General features: G+C 71.1%; 15 protein-coding genes. 12 read left to right on the top strand and 3 right to left on the bottom strand.

The genetic code is table 11. From position 1 onward, the window contains the following. The first annotated feature begins 16 nt into the window (after positions 1-16). The 12 genes from WS91_RS16000 to WS91_RS15945 all read left to right on the top strand — a co-directional run bounded on the left by WS91_RS16000 (position 17) and on the right by WS91_RS15945 (position 13,313). Complete coding sequence (locus WS91_RS16000; protein WP_059670589.1) at positions 17-1,105, top strand: hypothetical protein; 1,089 nt, start codon at positions 17-19, stop codon at positions 1,103-1,105. Further along, a complete protein-coding gene (locus WS91_RS15995; RefSeq protein WP_059670588.1) occupies positions 1,102-2,973 on the top strand; it encodes an acyl-CoA dehydrogenase in 1,872 nt (623 codons plus the stop codon). The genes WS91_RS16000 and WS91_RS15995 overlap by 4 nt, the downstream gene beginning before the upstream one ends. Position 2,974: 1 nt before the next feature. After that, a complete protein-coding gene (locus WS91_RS15990; protein ID WP_059575773.1) occupies positions 2,975-4,126 on the top strand; it encodes a citrate/2-methylcitrate synthase in 1,152 nt (383 codons plus the stop codon). Between the two features lie 40 nt (positions 4,127-4,166). Then, positions 4,167-4,832, top strand: a complete 666-nt coding sequence (locus tag WS91_RS15985; protein WP_038751577.1) for a class I SAM-dependent methyltransferase — start codon at positions 4,167-4,169, stop codon at positions 4,830-4,832. Continuing rightward, positions 4,829-5,896, top strand: a complete 1,068-nt coding sequence (locus WS91_RS15980) for a TauD/TfdA family dioxygenase (protein WP_059670587.1) — start codon at positions 4,829-4,831, stop codon at positions 5,894-5,896. The genes WS91_RS15985 and WS91_RS15980 overlap by 4 nt, the downstream gene beginning before the upstream one ends. 5 nt (positions 5,897-5,901) lie before the next feature. Next, positions 5,902-6,927 carry an ATP-binding cassette domain-containing protein gene (locus WS91_RS15975; RefSeq protein WP_059670627.1) on the top strand — a complete coding sequence of 342 codons (1,026 nt, stop codon included), beginning with the start codon at positions 5,902-5,904 and terminating at the stop codon, positions 6,925-6,927. Continuing rightward, positions 6,920-8,011 carry an ABC transporter permease gene (locus tag WS91_RS15970; protein ID WP_059670586.1) on the top strand — a complete coding sequence of 364 codons (1,092 nt, stop codon included), beginning with the start codon at positions 6,920-6,922 and terminating at the stop codon, positions 8,009-8,011. Before WS91_RS15975 ends, WS91_RS15970 begins: the two co-directional genes overlap by 8 nt. Positions 8,012-8,037: 26 nt before the next feature. Further along, positions 8,038-8,571: a hypothetical protein gene (locus tag WS91_RS15965; protein WP_059575766.1), complete on the top strand. Its 534-nt coding sequence runs from the start codon at positions 8,038-8,040 to the stop codon at positions 8,569-8,571. Between the two features lie 43 nt (positions 8,572-8,614). Next, complete coding sequence (locus tag WS91_RS15960) at positions 8,615-9,967, top strand: diaminobutyrate--2-oxoglutarate transaminase family protein (protein WP_059575764.1); 1,353 nt, start codon at positions 8,615-8,617, stop codon at positions 9,965-9,967. Between the two features lie 74 nt (positions 9,968-10,041). Then, the gene (locus WS91_RS15955) at positions 10,042-11,043 is read left to right on the top strand and encodes a fatty acid desaturase family protein (protein ID WP_038751620.1); all 1,002 of its coding nucleotides are present in this window, start codon (positions 10,042-10,044) and stop codon (positions 11,041-11,043) included. A gap of 208 nt (positions 11,044-11,251) precedes the next feature. Continuing rightward, entirely contained in the window at positions 11,252-12,448 is a 1,197-nt protein-coding gene (locus WS91_RS15950; protein WP_038751590.1) for an MFS transporter, read from the top strand. Positions 12,449-12,491: 43 nt separating this feature from the next. Further along, on the top strand, positions 12,492-13,313 hold the full coding sequence (locus WS91_RS15945; RefSeq protein ID WP_059670585.1) for a hypothetical protein: 822 nt from the start codon (positions 12,492-12,494) through the stop codon (positions 13,311-13,313). Between the two features lie 127 nt (positions 13,314-13,440). Here WS91_RS15945 and WS91_RS15940 read toward each other — a convergent pair whose 3' ends face one another. Genes WS91_RS15940 through imuA form a run of 3 tightly spaced genes read right to left on the bottom strand, consistent with a single transcriptional unit; the run spans position 13,441 to position 18,762 of the window. Then, on the bottom strand, positions 13,441-16,638 hold the full coding sequence (locus WS91_RS15940; protein WP_059575760.1) for an error-prone DNA polymerase: 3,198 nt from the start codon (positions 16,636-16,638) through the stop codon (positions 13,441-13,443). Between the two features lie 5 nt (positions 16,639-16,643). Further along, positions 16,644-18,119 carry a Y-family DNA polymerase gene (locus WS91_RS15935; protein WP_059575758.1) on the bottom strand — a complete coding sequence of 492 codons (1,476 nt, stop codon included), beginning with the start codon at positions 18,117-18,119 and terminating at the stop codon, positions 16,644-16,646. Then, complete coding sequence (gene imuA / locus WS91_RS15930) at positions 18,052-18,762, bottom strand: translesion DNA synthesis-associated protein ImuA (RefSeq protein ID WP_038751601.1); 711 nt, start codon at positions 18,760-18,762, stop codon at positions 18,052-18,054. Before imuA ends, WS91_RS15935 begins: the two co-directional genes overlap by 68 nt. Between the last annotated feature and the right edge of the window lie 90 nt (positions 18,763-18,852).

Genomic DNA, 18,852 nt, shown 5'->3' with positions numbered 1-18,852 from the left:
TCAGGTAACCAAGACCATGCTCACGATCCATCACACCGCCATCCGGCAGCCGTCCCGCCAAACGGTCGACGCGGCGCAGGCGGCCGGCCGCTATCGCTACGACGGCCGGCTCACGCCGAGCGCGATCCGCTTCGCGATGCCGTACGAACGGCTCGACTACGACGCGGACGCGTTCGCGCATCTGTCGCGCTCCACGCCCGCGTCGCTGCCCGTCGAGACGGACGGGCTGACGCTGTCGGATCTCGCGCTCGCGGCCGTGCGCGACGTCGTCGACGCGGCGGGCCCGAGCGCTCGCGAGTCGATCTCGCACATCGTCGTCGCGCAGGCGTCGCTCAACGAGCAGGCGGGCGAATCCGTCGCCGGCCGGATGCAGCATGCGCTCGAACTGAAGCACGTCGTGCCGTTCGCGCTCGGCCAGTGCGGCACGCTCGGCTTCTATACGGCGCTGCCGCTCGCGAGCGGCCTGCTGCGGCACGGCGGCCGGATGCTGTTCGTCGCCGCGGACAAATGGGTATATCCGTTTCTGCGCGCGTACGGCGACTTCGTCGCATACGGCGACGGCGCCGCCGCGCTCCTGCTGAGCGACACCGATGCGGACGACGGCGGCGGCAGCGCCGAAAGAGACGGCGAAAGCGACGGCGGAGAAGGCAGCGGCAGCAACGGCGGCGCGCGCGTGCTCGGCCACGCGCTCGCACACGGCGACGCGATCGCCGATCCGTGGGCGCGGCGGCCCGCCGAGCTCGAACGCGCGCTGATCGCGCCGACCGTCGACGCGGCGCGCGCGGCGCTCGGCGACGCGGGCGTCGACGCCGCGCAAATCGACTGCTTCGCGCCGAGCGGCTTCGGCGCGTCGTTTCGCACGGCGCTCGCGCACGCGCTCGCGATTCCCCCTTCGCGTCTGCAAACGCGCGACGGCGCCGAGCATCTGTCCACCGCCGATACGCCGCGCGCGCTCGCGCGGGCGCAGGCGTCGCTCGCGCCCGGCGAGCGGCGGCTCGCGCTCTTTTGCGACACCGCGCTCGCGGGCGGCGCCGGCGCGCTCGTTGCCGAGCTGCGCGGCGCGCACGCGGCGCCCCCGTCCACCCGAACCCGGTATCCGTCATGAGCGCCTATCAAGTCAGCCTGCGCGAACTGCGCTTCTTTCTCTGGGAACTGTTCGACGCCGAAACGGCGTTCCTCTCGCACGCGCCGTACCGAACGCACGACCGCGCTTACTACGACCGCCTCCTCGAGCGCGCGCGCGACTTCGCGCTCGAGATCGGCGAGAGCTATCGCGCGAGCGACATCGAATCGTGCTCGCTGCGCGAGGACGGCACGGTGCGCATCCCCGCCGATTTCCACGCGCTGTGGCCGCGCTTTCGCGACGAATGGGCGGGCCTGCTGTTCGACCGCCACTCGGCCGAAGCGGGCGACGCGCCGCACGCGGACGTGCCGATGGTCGTCAAGCAAGTGGTGTTCGAAATGCTGATGGGCGCGAACCCGTCGTTCATGACGTACGGCGGCTTCACGCATCCGGCCTGCAAGCTGCTGACGCTGCACGGCACGCCCGGGCAGAAGGCGCTGCGCAAGCCGCTCTTGCGCTACGACTGGGACGCATGCTTCTGCGCGACCGAGCCGCAGGCGGGCTCCGACATGACGGCCGTGCGCACGGCCGCGACGCCGCTCGGCGACGACGTCTACGCGGTGACGGGCGAGAAGGTCTACATCTCGGCCGGCATGCACGACCTGACCGAGAACACGCTGTATTTCGTTCTCGGCCGCATCGGCTCGGCGGCGCCCGGCTCGTTCTCGCTGTCGTGCCTGATCGTGCCGCGCTTCTGGCGCAACGAGGCGACGGGCGAGCTCGAACCGAATCACGTCGAATGCGTCGCGGTGCCGCGCAAGATGGGATTGAACGGCTGCGCGAACACGCATCTCGTGTTCGGCCGAAGCGGCACGACGCGCGCGCATCTGCTCGGCAACCGCAGGAACGTCGGCCTGCTGCAGCTCGTGCCGCTGATGAACCAGGCGCGCATGGGCACGGGGCTATTCGGAATCGGCGTCGCGTCGAGCGCGTATCTGCAGTCCGTGTCGTACGCGCGCCGCCGCGTGCAGGGCCGGCGGATCGACGCCGCGTCGGACGCCGCCGCGCCGCGCGTGCGCATCGTCGAGCACGGCGACGTGCAGCGGATGCTGCTCGACATGAAGGCGCGCGTCGAAGGATGCCGCGGCCTGCTCGGCAAGCTGACCGCGGCCGCGACGCGCGCGGCGATCCTCGAGGCGACGCCCGGCGCGGACCCGGCCGATATCGAGCGCGAGCGCAAGCTGCAACTGCTGCTCACGCCGATCTGCAAGGCGTTCATCTCCGATCAGGCGTGGCGCATCTGCGAGACCGCGATCCAGGTGCACGGCGGCGTCGGCTACACGGACGCGAGCCCCGTCGAGCAGAACGCGCGCGACGTGAAGATCCTGTCGATCTGGGAAGGCACGAACTACATCCAGGCGCAGGATCTCGTGCGCGAGAAGCTCGGCTTCGGCCGCAAGCCGCTGTTGCTGCGCTATTTCCGCGACGCGCTCGATGCGGGCCTTTCGCGCATCGAGCCCGATGCGCCCGAATCGTTCGCCGGGTGGTTCGCGCAGCTGCGCGACGCCGCCGACGCGCTCGAGCGTGCGCTCGCGTCGATCGCGCGCGCGGTGCAGGACGGCCACATGCACGCGAGCAGCCAGGTCTACACGCGCTTTCTCGAGATGTTCGGGCTCGTCGCGTCGGCATGGTCGCTGCTCGAAGCTGCTTGCGTCTCCGAGCGCCGCCTCGCGCAGGGCGCGGTCGCGGCCGACGCCGCGCAAGCCGCGTTCTATCGCGGCAAGGTGAAGGCCGCCCGCTACTGCTTCGCGAACCTGCTTCCGCTCGCCGCCCAGCACGCCGCCGCGATCGACGCGCTGCCGGACATCGCGTGCGCGATCACCGCCGAAGAACTCGCCGAGGTCGAATGACATGGGACTCGCACCTGAGCTGCTGAAACGGCCGGCCACCCGCTATCGCGGCACCGACATCGACGGCGTGACCCTCGATCCCGAAGGACTATGGGTGCGCGAGCGCAACCTGAACGATCTGATCGGCGCGGTCTCGTTCGAGGACGCGCTCTGGCACCTGTGGTTCGAGCGGCTGCCCACGCCGTCCGAAAGCGCGGCGCTGCGCGCGCGGCTCGCGCAGTACGGCGCGCGCTTCGCGCGCGGCAACCTGTCGACGGCCGCCGCCGCGAGCGTCGCGCAAACGGGCGTGGAGATGGTGTTCGCCGCCGCGACCGGCTTGCTGCGCGACATCGAGCGGCCGCCGTTCGACGACGCCGTCGCGGCCGGCTGGGGCGCGGATTTCGACACGCTGCTCGGCTGCCTCGCGGGCGCGCCGTACCTGATGCGCGCGGCGCTCGGCCAATCAGGCGTCGACGATCCCGGCACGAGCCACGCGGCGCGCGTGCTGCGCGCGGCAGGCGCGAGCGGCGCCGGCTCGCCGCACGCCGAGCGCGTGATCGACGCGCTCCTCGTCGCGTGGCACGGCGGCTTCGGCTACGTGACGCCGACCGTGCTCGTGCCGCGCTGCGCGATCGGCACCGGCGTATCGCTGTCGCAAGCGATCGCGGCGGGCTTCATGTCGAGCGGCCCGAATCACGTCGGCGCCGCGCGCAACGCGATGCAGTGGCTGCTCGCCGTCGCGCGGCGGATCGACGAGGAACCGGCCGGGCTCGACGCCGCCGTGCGGCACGCGATCGATCGCGTGCTCGACGAATCCGGCGCGCTGCTCGCGGGCTTCGGCCATCCGCTCTTCGAAGCGGACCCGCGCCCGCCGCGCATTCGCGCGCTCTTCGCGGAGTGGGGCTTCGGCGGGCGCTACGTCGACATGTTCGACGTGGCGTGCGACCAGGCGCTGCGGCGCAAGAGCCTGAAGCCGAACATCGATTTCGCGACGGGCGCGGCGCTCCTCGACCTCGGCATCGCCGAGCCGCAATGGGGAATCGGCGTCGGCCTGAGCGCGCGGATCGCCGCAATGGCCGCGCACGCGGTCGAACGCCGCCGCCGGCCCGCGTTCGGCGCGAACAGCGCGACCGCCCGCCGGATGCTCGCGGCCGTCCCCGTGGGCTGGCTGTAGCGCCCTTTCTCAACCGCTGGCGATTCAAGGAGAGTCCGACATGCTGCTCAAGAATCTGCGCCCCGCCGACGATTACGATCGCTTCGCGACCGAGGCGCTCGCGCCGTGGGACGCGCTGTTCATCGCGCGCATCCGCGACCTCGCACGCGCGCTGCCGCCCGGCACGCTCGCCGACATCGGCACGGCCACGGCCGTCGTGCCGGTGCGGCTCGCGGCCGACCCGTCGATGGCGCACTGGCGCTTCGTCGGCGTCGATCTCGATCCCGCGATGCTCGACGAAGGCGTGCCGCGCATCGCGCGGCTCGGCCTCGCGGAGCGCGTCGAGCTGAAGATCGGCGACGCGCTCGCGCTGCCGTTCGACGACGCGTCGCTCGCGATGGCCGTCAGCCGCGCGACGCTGCATCACCTGCCGGACAAGGCGCTGAGCCTGACCGAGATGTTCCGCGCGCTGCGCCCGGGCGGCGTCGGCGTCGTGCACGACATGCGCCGCGACGCGCCGCCCGCGCTGCTCGAGCGCTTCACGCAGATGCGCGCGGCCGCGAACTATCCGCCGACGCATCTCGAGGAAAAGCTCACGCTCGCCGAGGCGCGCGCGCTCGTCGCGGCCGCCGGCCTCGCCGGCCACGCGAGCGTGACGAGCCCGCCGTTCGGCCTGGGCGCGCTCGGCTTCGAGATTCTGCTCACCAAACCGGGGCTGCCGTCATGAGCGAGATCCAGGATTCGATCACCTTCCAGAACGCGTCGGCGCTGAAGGCGCAGGCGCGGCTCGGCCGCGGCGTGCTGTGCGGCTTCAGGAGCGAACGCACGCTGCTGCCGCTCGTCATCACGCCGCACGACGGCGGCGCGCTCGCCGCCGAGCGCGCCGCGGCGCTCGCGTGGTTCGACGCGCATCGCGCGGACTTCGACGCACTGCTGCTCGAGCACGGCGGCCTCCTGCTGCGCGGCTTCGCGGTGCCGGACACGCACGCGTTCCGCGCGATGACCGATCTCTATGCGCCGCACGCGTTCGGCTACATCGCGGGCGCGTCGCCGCGCAAGGCGATCGACGGCAACGTCTACGAATCGACGCAGCTGCCCGCGCCGTTCAAGCTGAGCCTGCATCAGGAGAAGGCGTACATGTCGCGCTATCCGCGACTCATCTCGTTCTACTGCCGGCAGGCCGCGCCCGTCGGCGGGGAGACGCCGCTGTCGGACATGCGCGCCGTCACGCGCCGCCTGCCCGCGCGCACGCTCGAGCGGTTCCGCAGCAAGGGCGTGATGTACCGGCGCAATTTCTCGGCAAAGCCGATGCCCACGCACTTCAACCAGTTCTACCGGCGCTGGCAGGACGCGTTCATGACCGACGAGCGCGCCGAGGTCGAATCGCTGTGCCGCGCGACGCAGCTCGAATTCGAGTGGCTGCCGGACGGCAGCATCACGGTCACGCATGTCGGCCCGGCGACGGTCGCGCATCCGCGCACGGGCGAGGAGGTCTGGTTCAACCACGCGAGCACGCAGCACATCAACGCGCGCGTCGTGCATCCGACCATCCTGCGCGCGCTGCAATCGTTCTACAAGACACGCGCCGCGCTGCCGTACGACATCCGCTACGGCGACGGATCGCCGATGCCCGCCGAGGACCTCGATCCCGTCTACGACGCGATCGACGCCGAGGAAACCGCGTTTCGCTGGCACGAGCAGGACGTGCTGCTGCTTGACAACATCCTCGTCGCGCACGGGCGCAACCCGTTCAGCGGCCCGCGCGACATCCAGGTCGCGATGATGGATTGAATGCGATGAACCCTGTTCCGTTTCCGGCCGTCGAGGCCGCTCAAGCCGACGGCGCCGCCAACGCCGCCAACGCCGCCGCCGCCGCCGGCCCGCTCGAACGCGACGCGGCGCCGAGCCGAGCGGCCAGCGCGCTCGCCGCGCGCCGCATCGACGTGAAGGCGGGCGACTTCGCGTTCCACGCCACCGACATCGCCTTTCGCGCGGGCGCGCTGACGGCGATCGTCGGGCCGAATGGGTCCGGCAAGAGCACGCTGCTCGAGGCGCTGTTCGGCTTTCGCCGCGCGCGGCTCGAGGGCGCGACGATCCTCGGCGTGCCGGCCGCGCGATTCATGCGCGACACGCGCGAGCTGCGGCGCTTCGGCGCGCAATTGCAGCGCGTCGAATACGCTGAGCACGCGCGCGTCGACGAGATCCTCGCCGTGCATCGCGCGCTGTACCGCAAGCAGGACGCCGCGGTCGCGCGGGCGCTCGCGATCGACGAGCTGCGCGCGAAGCCGTACAGCGGGCTGTCGAAGGGCCAGAGGCAACGGCTCGATCTTTTCATCGCGTTCGCGCATCGCCCGGCGCTCGTCGCGCTCGACGAGCCGTTCACGGGCCTCGACCGCACGATGACGCGCAGCGTGCTCGACCTGCTGCGCGGCCCGCTCGCGGGCATCACGGTCGTGATGATCTGCCACGCGGGCGAGGAGCTCGCCATCGCCGACGACGTGCTGTGGGTGCGCGACGGCGCGCTGCGCTATCAGGGCGGCAAGGACGCGCTCAAGCGGCGTCTGGTCGGCGAATTTCGCGCGCTGATCCACGTCGACGACGACGCGCAGGCGGACCGCGTGCGCGCGGTGCTCGCGCGGGACGCGCACGTGCAGCGCATCGTCGCGCCGGCGCCGCGGCAGATCGGCGCGTTCGGCCGCGCGGGGCTCGATCGCACGCTGCGCGCGCTGATGGAGACGGCGGGCATCCGGCACTTCGAATTCGCGCCGACCGACGAGGGCGATCTGCTGCGCGCGTGCACCGAAGGAGCGACGGATGCTTAAGGTCTTTCTGATCCTCACGCGCAATGAATTGCTCGGGCAATTGCGCAGCAAGGCGCGGCTCTTCTGGACGTTCGTCTTTCCGATCCTGCTGATGAGCGTGATGCTCGTCGCGTTCGGCAAGAGCAGCTCGCTCGGCGTCGTCGAGCTCGCGTTCGACGGCGACGCCGCCGCGCCGCAGGCGCGCGCGTGCCGCGCCGCGATCGAGGCCGCGTTCGCGGGCAACGGCACGGTCGGCGCCCGCGTGGTCGCGCCGAACGCGGCGGGCGCGGCGAGCGGCGATCGCGTGCGCGTGATCTGGCCCGCGCGCGCGACCGATCCGGTGCGCGTCGCATACGACTTCAACGGCCCGCTCGCGGCGCGCGCCGCCGCGCGCACGATCGAGATCGCGCTCGTGCGCTGCGCGGCATCCGAGGCGGGCCTGCCCGCCGCGTACCGGGCCCGCTTCGAAAACGACGGCCATGCGCTCGCGCCGCTCGATTACGGCGAATTCTTCGCGACCGGCATCCTGATCATGGCGTTCATGTCGGTCGGCGTCGTGTCGACCGCCACGACGATCGCGACGCTGCGCGAGCGCAACACGTTCAAGATGTACGTGTGCTTTCCGGTGTCGCGCTTCGTGTTCCTCGCGTCGCTGATCGTGTCGCGCGTGCTTTTGATGCTCGCCGCGGCGGTGACGCTGATGCTCGCCGCGCGCTACCTGTTTCAGGTGCCGCTGCCGCTCTGGAGCGTGCGCGCGCTGCGCGCGATCCCGATCGTGCTGCTCGGCGCGGCGATGCTGCTGAGCCTCGGCACGCTGCTCGCGAGCCGCGCGCGGTCGGTCGCCGCGGCCGAGGCGTGGTGCAACCTGATCTATTTCCCGCTGCTGTTTTTCAGCGATCTGACGATCCCGCTGCGCGCCGCGCCGCACTGGCTGCGCGTCGTGCTGCTCGTTTTGCCGACCAACCAGTTCGCCGTCGCGCTGCGCGGCGTGTTCATCCGCGACATCGGCTATGCGCAGGCCGCGTGGCCGCTCGCCGTGGTCGCGGGCTGGACGCTCGCGTTCCTCGCCGGCGCCGCGCTGACGTTCCGCTGGCATCAAGACTGACACACATCGAAGGAGGCCATTGCGTCATGCCTGATCTGATCACCGCTTATCTGCGCAACGCCGTGCTGTTCGTGCCCGCGATCGGCTTCATGCTGGTCATGCGCGCGCTGCCGGGCGACGGCGACGCGCACTGGCGGCTCGCCGCGCTCGCGGGCGCGCTGCTCGCGCTGCCGCACACCGCGTGGCTGCTGCGCCGCCGCCCGCTGCACGGCACCGCGCTCGGCCTGAACGCGTATCTGATCGTCAGCGCGGCGCTGCCGTTCGTGTCGGCCGACGCGAGCCGCGCATGGGGCGAAACGCTCGGGTCGGCCGCGATGCTCGTCTGCGTGCTCGCGACGCACGCGATCGGCCTGGCCGTCGCACCCGAAGCGTTCTCCGGCGCGGCCGATCCGGCACTCGCGCAGGCGCTCTGCAAGAAGATGGTCGCATACGGCGGCGTCGCGCTCGCCGTCGCGTTCCCGCATCGTCACGACCCGCTCTTCGGCGGCGTGCTGCCCGTCATCGCGCTGATCCTGCTGCACAAGCGGCTGCGGCGCGGCGCGCTCGCGCCGCTCGCCTGAAATGCGGGGCCGCCCCGCTCCGCCCTTTTTTCGTGAGGTAGCCATGCAAGACGTCGATCCCGCTTACGCTTTCGTCCGCGCCCGAGAATCGAGCGCGCGCACCTATGCGGAAACCTTCGACACCGTTTTCGCGCACGGCGCGGGCACGGTGCTCACCGACACGGCCGGCCGCCGCTACCTCGATTTCCTGTCGTGCGCGGGCACGCTCGCGACCGGCCACAACCATCCGGCGATCGTCGAGCGCGTGCGCGAGTTCGTCGGCAGCGGCCAGGTGATGCAGATGCTCGACGTGACGACGCCCGTCAAGCACCGCTTCGTCGAGCGCCTGTTCGAGATCCTGCCGCCCGCGTTCGGGCGGCACGCGCGCGTGCAGTTCTGCGGCCCGTCCGGCGCGGATGCGATCGAAGCGGCGATCAAGCTCTTCAAGACGGCGACGGGCCGGCGCTCGGTGATCGCGTTTCACGGCGGCTATCACGGAATGACGGCGGGCGCGCTCGCGCTGACGGGCAACTTGCGCGCGAAGGACAAGGTCGCCTCGCTGATGCCCGATGTGCACGTGATGCCGTATCCGTACGCATATCGCTGTCCGTTCGGACTCGGCGCGCCGCAGACCGCGGCCGCATCGCTGCATTACGTCGAATCGATGCTGAGCGACCCGGAAAGCGGCATCGCGAAGCCCGCCTGCGTGATCGTCGAGGCGGTGCAAGGCGAAGGCGGCGTGATTCCCGCGCCGCCCGAATGGCTCGCCGGCCTGCGCGCGCTGACCGCACGGCTCGACATTGCGCTCGTGATCGACGAGGTGCAGACGGGCATCGGCCGCACGGGCGCGATGTTCGCATTCGAGCGAAGCGGCATCCGGCCCGACGCGATCGTGCTGTCGAAGGCGATCGGCGGCGGCTTCCCGCTCGCGCTCGTCGTCTACGACGCGCGCTACGACGTGTGGCAGGCGGGCGCGCACGCGGGCACGTTCCGCGGCAACCAGATCGCGATGGCGGCGGGCGTCGCGTGCCTCGACGTGATCGACTCGGAAGGGCTGATCGCCGGCGTGGCGGCAAAGGAGGCGCATGTCCGCGCGCGGCTCGAATGGCTCGCCGCGCGCCATCCGGAAATCGGCGACGTGCGTGGGCGCGGGCTCATGTGGGGCATCGAGCTCGTCGATCCCGACGCCGAACCGAACGCGATCGGCGCGCGGCCCGCCGCGCCCGCGCTCGCGCGCGCGCTCAAGCGGTACTGCTTCGCGCACGGGCTCATCGTCGAGACGGGCGGCCGCCACGGCGCCGTCGTGCGCCTGCTGCCGCCCCTCACCGTCAGCATCGCCGAGCTCGATCTCGCCTTCGACACGCTCGACGCCGGCTTCGCCGCGCTCGGCGAGCGCGCGCATGCCGAATTCGCGTGACGCGGATCGCCGGCGCACGTCACGACTTTCAAGGACACACGATCATGTCTTCCGGAACCGCCTCCACCGACACCGTGAACTACCGCAAGAAATACGCGACCGAAGCGCATGCGCTGAGCACGATCCGGCCGTGGCGCTGCGCGTGGGTGATCGCGCGGCAATGGGCCGGCATCGCGATCGCGTTCGCGTTGCCGATCGCGCTCGTCGCGCGCCTGACGGGCGGCACGAGCCTCGCGCACGCGTTCGCCGTGCTGCCTGCGCCGCAGCGGCTCGCCGTCGTCGCGAGCCTCGTCGCCGCCTACGTGTATCTCGCATGCAAGCAGCATGCGCTCGGCATCGTGATGCACGACGCGACGCACTTTCGCCTCTTCGAATCGCGCCGTGCGAACGAGCTCGTCAGCAACTGGCTGTGCGCGTTCCCGATCGGCATGGTGACGTCGTGCTACCGGCGCAGCCATCTGCCGCATCATCTGTTCACGAACAAGCCGAACGATCCGTACTGGGCGCGCCTCGTCGAGGACGAGCACTACGCGTTCCCCAAGTCGCGCGCCGCGTTCGGCCGAATCCTGCTCGGCGACGTGTTCGGCGCGAACCTGCGCGCATGGTGGCCGACGCTGCGCAGCTGGACGGGCTGGAGCAGCGTCCTCAGCAACCGCGAAAAGCTGCTCACGCCGTCCGAGCGCCGGCAATTCGCCGCGTTCTGGATCGGCGCGATCGCGCTCGCCGCGCGCTTCGGCCTGCTGCCGTATTTCCTGCTGCTGTGGGTGCTGCCGATGTTCACGCTGTCGCTCGCGTTCATCCGCATCCGCGTGATCGCCGAGCACGATCTCGAGCAGGCCGGCCACGAGCTCGAACGCACGCGTCACGTCGACGGCAACTGGCTCGAGCTGCTCGCGATCGCGCCGCTCAATATCAACTTTCACGTCGCGCACCATCTGTTTCCGAGCGTGCCGCTCTACAACCTGCCGAAAATGCATGCGCTGCTGATGCAGGAGCCGGCGTTCCGCGAGAAAGCGCAGCTATGGCGCACCTATCTCGGCAGGAAGCACGGCATGGTCCGCTCGCTGCTCACCTGACGCGGACCGCGGCGAGTGAACGGACGCATCGATCGCGCGCGAACGCGGCGCCCGCGCGGCCGCGAACACGAGCGCGAACACGACCGCGGCCGCAACCGCAGCCGGTCCGCGTCATTGCGCCTGCGGTATCAATCGGTCGGAATTCGGTATTGGCCCGGATGCGCGCTCTCGGGGGAGACTGTCATTCTTTCAGAATCCGAAACGAACCGTGGTGACCAACACGCTACGCTTTGCACTCTTCATGTGCGGCTGCGCGGCTTTTCTGAGCCTGTATGCAACGCAAGGCATCCTGCCTCAGATCGCGGCCACGTTCGGCACGCACATCGAGCAAGCCGCGCTCGGCATTACGGTCACGACGGTCGCGATGGCGACGACGGCGCCTTTCGTCGGCATGCTGACGCACCGCTTCGATCGACACCGGATCATCGCGTTCGCCGCGCTGCTGCTCGCGCTGCCCACGCTCTGGACCGCGCATGCGGATTCGTTCGCCGAATTCCTCGCGGGGCGGATCGCAACGGGGATCGTCATTCCGGTGCTGTTCGCCGTCACGGTGTCGTACATCGGCGAAACCTGGCAGGGCGACACGGCAACCGAGATGACGAGCTTCTTCGTCGCGGGCACGACGCTCGGCGGCTTCGGCGGGCGCTTCATCGTCAACGGCGTGACGGCGGCGAGCGACTGGCCGCATGCGCTCGACGTGCTCGCCTACACGATGCTCGCCGCCGGCACGGCGATCCATCTGTGCCTGCCGCGCACGCGTGCGCGCACGGCGCCCGCGGCGGCCCCATCGGCGATGTCGCTACGCGCGCTCGGCCGCAACCGGCCGGTGCTCGCGTCGTATTTCATCGGCGCGTGCATCCTGTTTTCGCAGGTGACGACGTTCACGTACGTCGGGCTCCATCTCGCGAAGCCGCCGTATCGGTTCGGCACCGCGGCGATCGGCTCGATCTACGCGGTGTTCCTGCTCGCCGTCGTCGTCACGCCGATGGCCGCGCGGCTGTCGCGCAAGCGCCGGCCGGCGGATCTGCTGCTGCTCGCCGCCGGGCTCGGCGTCGCGGGCGCGCTGCTGACGCTTCATTCGGGCGTGCCCGTGATCCTGCTCGGGCTCGCGATAGGTTCGACGGGCGTGTTCGTGGGCCAGACGGCCGCGAGCGCGTTCGTCACACGTTCGACCTCCGAGGGCCGGACATTCGCAGTGGGGCTTTATCTGTCGTGCTATTACCTGGGCGGCAGCGTGGGAACGGTATTGCCGGTTCCTGCATGGCAGCGCTTCGGCTGGGCAGGCTGCGTCGCACTCGTCGTGTGCGCGCACCTGCTCGCCGCGGTCGCCGCGTGCACGTTCTGGAAACCGGGCGGTATCGACGCAACGCGCACTCGACAATCATCCATTACGACATCGCGCTAGGCTGGCCAGAGCCGCAGCGATGCGCATCAGAGAGAAATCGTGCATGAACTCGATCACCATCACGCCAACCAATCTTGTCGACATCGTTTGTCCCGTGCTGGAAGGGATGGCGCCCGGCGCGCTCCAGCGCGCGCTCGTCGACGCGTTCGACGCCGAGGCGGATTCGCTCGCACGCATCGAGCATGCGTTCAACGCACTCACGTCCGGCAAGCCGTCGAAGGAGGCGCTGCGCGTCTTTTTCGCGAGCTGGTCGAAGACCAACAACTCGGCGGCGAGCGTGTCGGGCCTCGCGAACCGCGTGACGCTCCTCGCGCGCTCCGATCCGGCGTCGCCCGCGTCGGCGAAGCTCTACGACGCATGCGGCAGCCTGCAGCGCATCACCGACGAGGATCTCGGCGCGCTCGGCGGCACGCTGCACGCCGACCTGTTCTACAACATGGCGACGACGATCTGCGGCGACGACGCCTGGCTGCTGAGGGCGAACTGCCTCGCGGCCGCGCAGGCGTTCAAGGACTGGACCGACCGGCAGCGGCTGCGCAACCGCGATCTGATGCAAGGCCTCCTCACGACGCTCGTGCACGAGGTGTACACGCACGGCGAAGTCGAGTTCATCCATCCGCTGTTCAAGACATGGTTCGAGCATCGGATGAACGTCCCTGCCGAGCGCGTGCGCTTCGTCCTCGCATGGGTGACGGTTCATACGGGCGGCACCGAGAGCGCGCACTTCGCGCATGCCGTCCAGGCGGTCAAGACGTTCTGCGACGCGATGGACGTGCGGATCGATCCCGCATCGTCGACGGAGCTGTTCCGCGAATATCTGCGCCGCAAGGCGGCCGTCATGCAGGAATGCGCGGCCGCGCTTTGAGCGCGCGAGCGGGCCGCCGCGCCGCTTGACGAAGATCGCGCGCCGCCTTCGGGCCGCGAGCGGTGCCCGGATCGATGGATCGCGATCGCGCGGCAAGCGCCCGCCGCGCCGCGTGTGCCGGCGAGCGTCAATGGAACTCGCGGCTCTCGGTCCGCAAGCCGGCGATGAGCGGCGTCAGATCCTCGAGATATTGCGCGACGAGATGCCGGACGTCGCTCTCGCACTGCCACACGCCCGACACCGCGAGCAGCCGCGAATCGAGCGTCTCGCGCCGCTGCCGCTCGAGCAGCTCCGGCCGCACGATCACGTTCACGCAGCCCGTCTCGTCCTCGAGCGTGACGAACAGCACGCCCTTCGCGGTGCCCGGCATCTGCCGCGCGGTCACGAGCCCGCATGCGCGCGCGAGCTGGCCGTTGCGGCGATCGCGCAGCGCCGCGGCGGACGACAGCCGCCGCGCGTCGAGCGCGGGCCGCAGCAGCGCGACCGGATGCCGGTTCAGCGTGAGGCCGATCGTGTGATAGTCGGCGAAAACGTCGTCGGCCTCGGACGGCGCGCCGAGCGCGGGCTTCTCGGCTTCGTCGATCGGCGCGGCGGCGAGCAGATCGCGCTCCGGCACCGCGGCGACCGCCTGCCACAGCGCATCGCGGCGATTGCCGGCCAGCGTCGCGAACGCGTTCGCGGCGGCGAGCGCCTCGAGATCGCGGCGCTCGAGGCGCGCGCGGCACGCGAGCTCGTCGACGCTCGTGAACGGCCCCGCCGCGCGCGCCGCCTCGATCCGCCGCGCGGCGTCCTCGCCCAGGCCGCGCACGAGCGACAAACCGAGCCGCACCGCCGGCTGCCCGCCGGGCGGCGCCGCGCCGGGCCGCGCTTCGAGCGACGCTTCCCAGCCGCTCGCCGACGCGTCGATCGGCAGCACCGTCACGCCGTGGCGCTTCGCGTCCTGCACGAGCTGCGCGGGCGGATAAAAACCCATCGGCTGGCTGTTCAGGAGCGCCGCGAGAAAGATCGCCGGCTCGTGGCACTTGAGCCAGCTGCTCGCATAGACGAGATGCGCGAAGCTCGCCGCATGGCTCTCCGGAAAGCCGTATTCGCCGAAGCCCTTGATCTGCTCGAAGATCTGCTCGGCGAACTCGGGCGGATAATCGCGCTCGCGCATGCCGTCGACGATCTTGCGCCGATACTGCTCGATGTTGCCCTTGCGCTTCCACGCGGCCATCGCGCGGCGCAGCTCGTCGGCCTCGCCGGGCGTGAAGCCCGCGGCGATGATCGCGATCTGCATCACCTGCTCCTGGAAGATCGGCACGCCGCGCGTGCGCTCGAGCGCCTGCTTCAGATCGTCCTTCGGATACGTGACGGGCTCGAGCCCCTGCCGCCGCTTCAGGTACGGATGCACCGCGCCGCCCTGGATCGGCCCCGGCCGCACGATCGCGACCTCGATCACGAGATCGTAATAGTCGCGCGGCCGCAGGCGCGGCAGCATCGACATCTGCGCGCGCGATTCGATCTGGAACACGCCGACCGTGTCCGCGCGGCAGATCATGTCGTACGTCGCCGCGTCGCCCTGCTCGATGTGCGCCATGCCGAACGGCTTGCCGTCCCGCCCGCCGCGCCACGCGGTGACCATGTCGAACGCGCGATGCAGCGCGGACAGCATGCCGAGCGCGAGCACGTCGACCTTCATCAGCCCGAGCGCCTCCAGATCGTCCTTGTCCCACTGGATCACGCGCCGCCCCTCCATCGCCGCGTTCTCGACCGGCACGAGCCGCGTGAGCTTGCCGCGGCTGATCACGAAGCCGCCCGAATGCTGCGACAAATGGCGCGGAAAGCGCAGCAGCCGCGCGGCGAGCTTGGCCCACTCGCGAATGAGCGGCGTGTCCGGATCGAGCCCCACCGATTCGAAGCGCGCGAGCAGATCGCGGCTGCCGTCGAACCAGCGATGCTCCTTCGCGACCCGCTCGACGAGCATCGGATCGACGCCGAGCGCCTTGCCGGTCTCGCGCAGCGCGCCGCGCGGGCGATAGGTCGACACGGCCGCGGCGAGCGCCGCGCGATCATGGCCGTATTTCTCGTAGAGATACTGGATGACTTCCTCGCGGCGCTGATGCTCGAAGTCGACGTCGATGTCGGGCGGCTCGCCGCGCTCGCGGCTGATGAAGCGCTCGAACAGCAGCGTGCTGCGCTCGGGGTCCACCTCGGTCACATGCAGGCAGTAGCAGACGACCGAGTTCGCCGCCGAGCCGCGCCCCTGACACAGAATGTTCTTGCTGCGCGCGTATTGGACGATGTCGTGAACCGTCAGGAAATACGGCTCGTATTCGAGCTCGGCGATCAGCGCGAGTTCGTACTCGATTCTTTTCCGCACCGTTTCCGGCACGCCGCCGGGATAGCGCGCGCGCGCGCCCGCCCAGGTTTCCTGCGCCAGATAGCTCGCCGGCGTGTAGCCTGCCGGCACGATTTCGTGCGGATATTCGTAGCGCAGCTCGTCGAGCTCGAAACGACACGCATCGAGAATCCGGCACGTCTGCGCGAGCGCGTCGGCCGGAAACAGCTTCCCGATCCGATGGCGCGTGCGCAAATGCTGCTCCCCGTTCGGCGCGAGCGCGTAGCCGCATTCGGCGATCGGCATGCCGAGCCGAATCGCCGTCATCGCGTCTTGCAGCGGCTTGCACGAGCGCCTGTGCATCGTCACGTCGCCGAGCGCGACGACGCACATTCCGCGCCGCTCGCCCGCCGCCCGGACTGCCTCGCCATGCGCGCCGTCGAGCGCGCGCTGCAGCTGCACGAGCCCGAGCCGCGCGCGCGCGCCGAACAGCGCGTCGAACCACGCGAGCTGCGCGTCGAGCATGTCGGCGCGCGCCGGATACGTCGGCACGAGGATCGCGAAGCAATCGGGCACGCCGCGCAGATGCGCGAGCGCCGGCGGCGGCGCGGCCAGCATCCGCGGCGTGAGCCGGTAGGTGCCCTTCGGCGCGTCCATCCGCCGCCACGAAATCAGCTCGGACAGGTTGCCGTAGCCTTCGCGGTTCCGCGCGAGCAGCACGAGGCCGAACGCGCCGGGGCCCGGATCGTGGCCCGGCGCGGCGTCGTCCGGCGTCACGTCGAAGTACGCGCCGACGACGAGCGGCAGCCCCTTCGCCTTCGCCGCGACGTGCATGCGCGGCACGCCGGCGAGCGAGCATTCGTCGGTGATCGCGATGCCGCGATAGCCGTGCGCCGCCGCGCGCTCGACGAGTTCGTCCGCCGACGACGTGCCGTGCAGGAACGAGAAGTTCGACCGGCAGAACAGCTCCGCGTAGTCGGGCAGGATCTTGGATGCCGCATCCATGCCGCTCACCCGAAGAGGCCGTGCAGGAACCAGCACTGCCTCGCCGCGCCGCTGCCGCGCTCCTGGTAGACCCAGTAGCACGCGCCATCGTCGTCCTGCGCGATGCGATAGTCGCGCTCGACGAGCGGGCCGTCGAGCCAGCCGGCCTCGATCCGCTCGATCGACGACACGAACCTGAGCGGCGTGCGATAGAACGGCCGGTTCTCGCGCATCGCGAGCGGCAGCGGCTGGTCGAGCAGCCATGCGGGACGCGGAGCCGCGACGCCCGGCACGGCCGGCCTGCCCGCCGGCGCGCCGAGCGGCAGCCAGCGGTTCGCCGCCTCGGGGCGATGATCGGCGACGGGCGCCGCGCGCAGCACGTTGTCCGCGCCGAGCCGCGCGCTCAGGAGCTCGACGAGCCGCGCGCGCGCCTCGCGGGTGCCGCCCGGCTCCGGAAACAGATCGTCGGCGGGCGGCGCGACCGATTCGACGCGCGTCGCCGCCAGGCGCACCGCGATCACCGCGGCGGGCAGCGCGACGCGCGCGAGCCGCTCGCCGAGGAGTCGCATGAAGTGCGTCTCGTCGCGCGCGGGCTCGGCGAACGCGAGTTCGAGCGACGTCGGCGGCACCGCCTGGCGGCCGCGCTCGTGCTCGAGCGCGAACGTCATCGCCGACAGCGACAACTGCCGCGCGGCGAGCCAGCCGCACAGCTGCACGACGAGCCGGCGCGCGACGAACAGCACGGCTTGCGCATATTCGACGCGCTCCGGCAATTCGAGCCGAGCGTCGAACACGGGCGGCACCGCCATCCAGGCGAGCGGCTCCGCGACGTCGCCGTACGCACGATCGAGCGCGGCGACGAGCGCGGGACCGCAGCGGCGCGTGAGCCCCGCGCGCGGCAAGCGGCGCAGGTCGGCGAGCGTGCGGCAGCCGAGGCCGTCGAACCAGCCGGCATACGGACGCGCGGCGGGCAGCAGCTCGCACGGCAGCGCGTCGAGCGCGCGCGCGAGCGATGCCGCCCGCACGATCCGCCGCCGCGTGCGCGGCCGGCCCGGCGCGCGCGCGAGCAGCCATGCGCCGCGTCCCGTCGGCGCGGCGGCAAGACGCGCCGCGTAGCCGAGCGTGGCGAGCGTCGCGCGCACTTGCCGGCACAGCGACGGCAGGCCGCCGAACAGCCGCAGGCTTGCGCCGACGTCGACGACGAGCGTCGCTTCGTCGTCGAGCGCGACGCATGGCGAGAAGCGCAACAGCGCGAGCGCGACCGCGCGCAGCGCGTCGGCCTCGCGCGCCGGATCGCGCTCCACGAGCCGCGTGCCGGGTGCGAGCGTCAGCACGCCGCCGCGCTTCATGCCGGCGCGCACGCCGCGCGAACGCGCGGCCGCATCGGCGATCAGCACGACGCCCTGCTCGAGCACCGCGCAGCCGTCGCCGCCGTCAGGCGACGACGGCGCGCACACGTCGAGCGGCAGGCGCGGCAGATGAATGCCGAGCAAGACGCGCATAGCGGCCCTCCACGATGGGCGACGGCAATTCGAGCGAAAGCGGCTCGCCGTGCGCCGGCCCACGACGCTTGACGATCTCGACCGACACGCCGCCCGGCGACGGATGCAGCGCGACGCGCAGCATCGCGGGCGACGGCTGCCGCGCGGCGGCCAAGGGCCGAAACATCACGAACAGCGTATCGCCCGCACGGGCGGCGGCGAGATGCAGGCGGCGCAGCGCATCGGCGCGCGTGTTCTGCTGCCACAGCAGGAGCGCGCCGCAGCAGCCGGTCTTGAGCGCCTGCTCGGCCGCCCACAGCGCGTTCGCGCCGCTGTCCGCGCGCAACCACAGCAGCGCGTCGAGCGGCACGCCGAGACTGGCGAGCGCGCACGCGTGCGGCGGCTGCGGCGGCGCGACGAACGCAAGCGGCCGCCGCGCGCTGCCGGTCGCCGCGAGCGCGGGCGCAAGCACGCGCATCTCGCCGCAACCCGCGTGGGGCACGAGCAGTTCGACGAGCCCGCCGAGCGGCCAGCCGCCCCCCGGCAGCTCGGCCGACAACGCCGCATGGCCGGTATCGACCGTACGCGGGCCGCCGCGCGCGAGTTGGGAGCCTCGCCAAAGCGACGGATGCAGCGATTCGAGGGAAAGGGAGGAAGCGGACATCGCATTGCCGATTAGTCGGGTAGCGACGACGCATTGCTGCGCCGCCGCCCCCTAAGAACCGTACGTGCGAGTTTCCCCGCATACGGCTCA

Origin of the sequence: Burkholderia sp. MSMB1498 (genome assembly GCF_001526245.1) — a bacterium.
Lineage (GTDB): Bacteria > Pseudomonadota > Gammaproteobacteria > Burkholderiales > Burkholderiaceae > Burkholderia > Burkholderia savannae.
The sequence above is the reverse complement of the archived record's forward strand: the minus strand, read 5'-3'. Positions and strand labels throughout refer to the sequence as shown.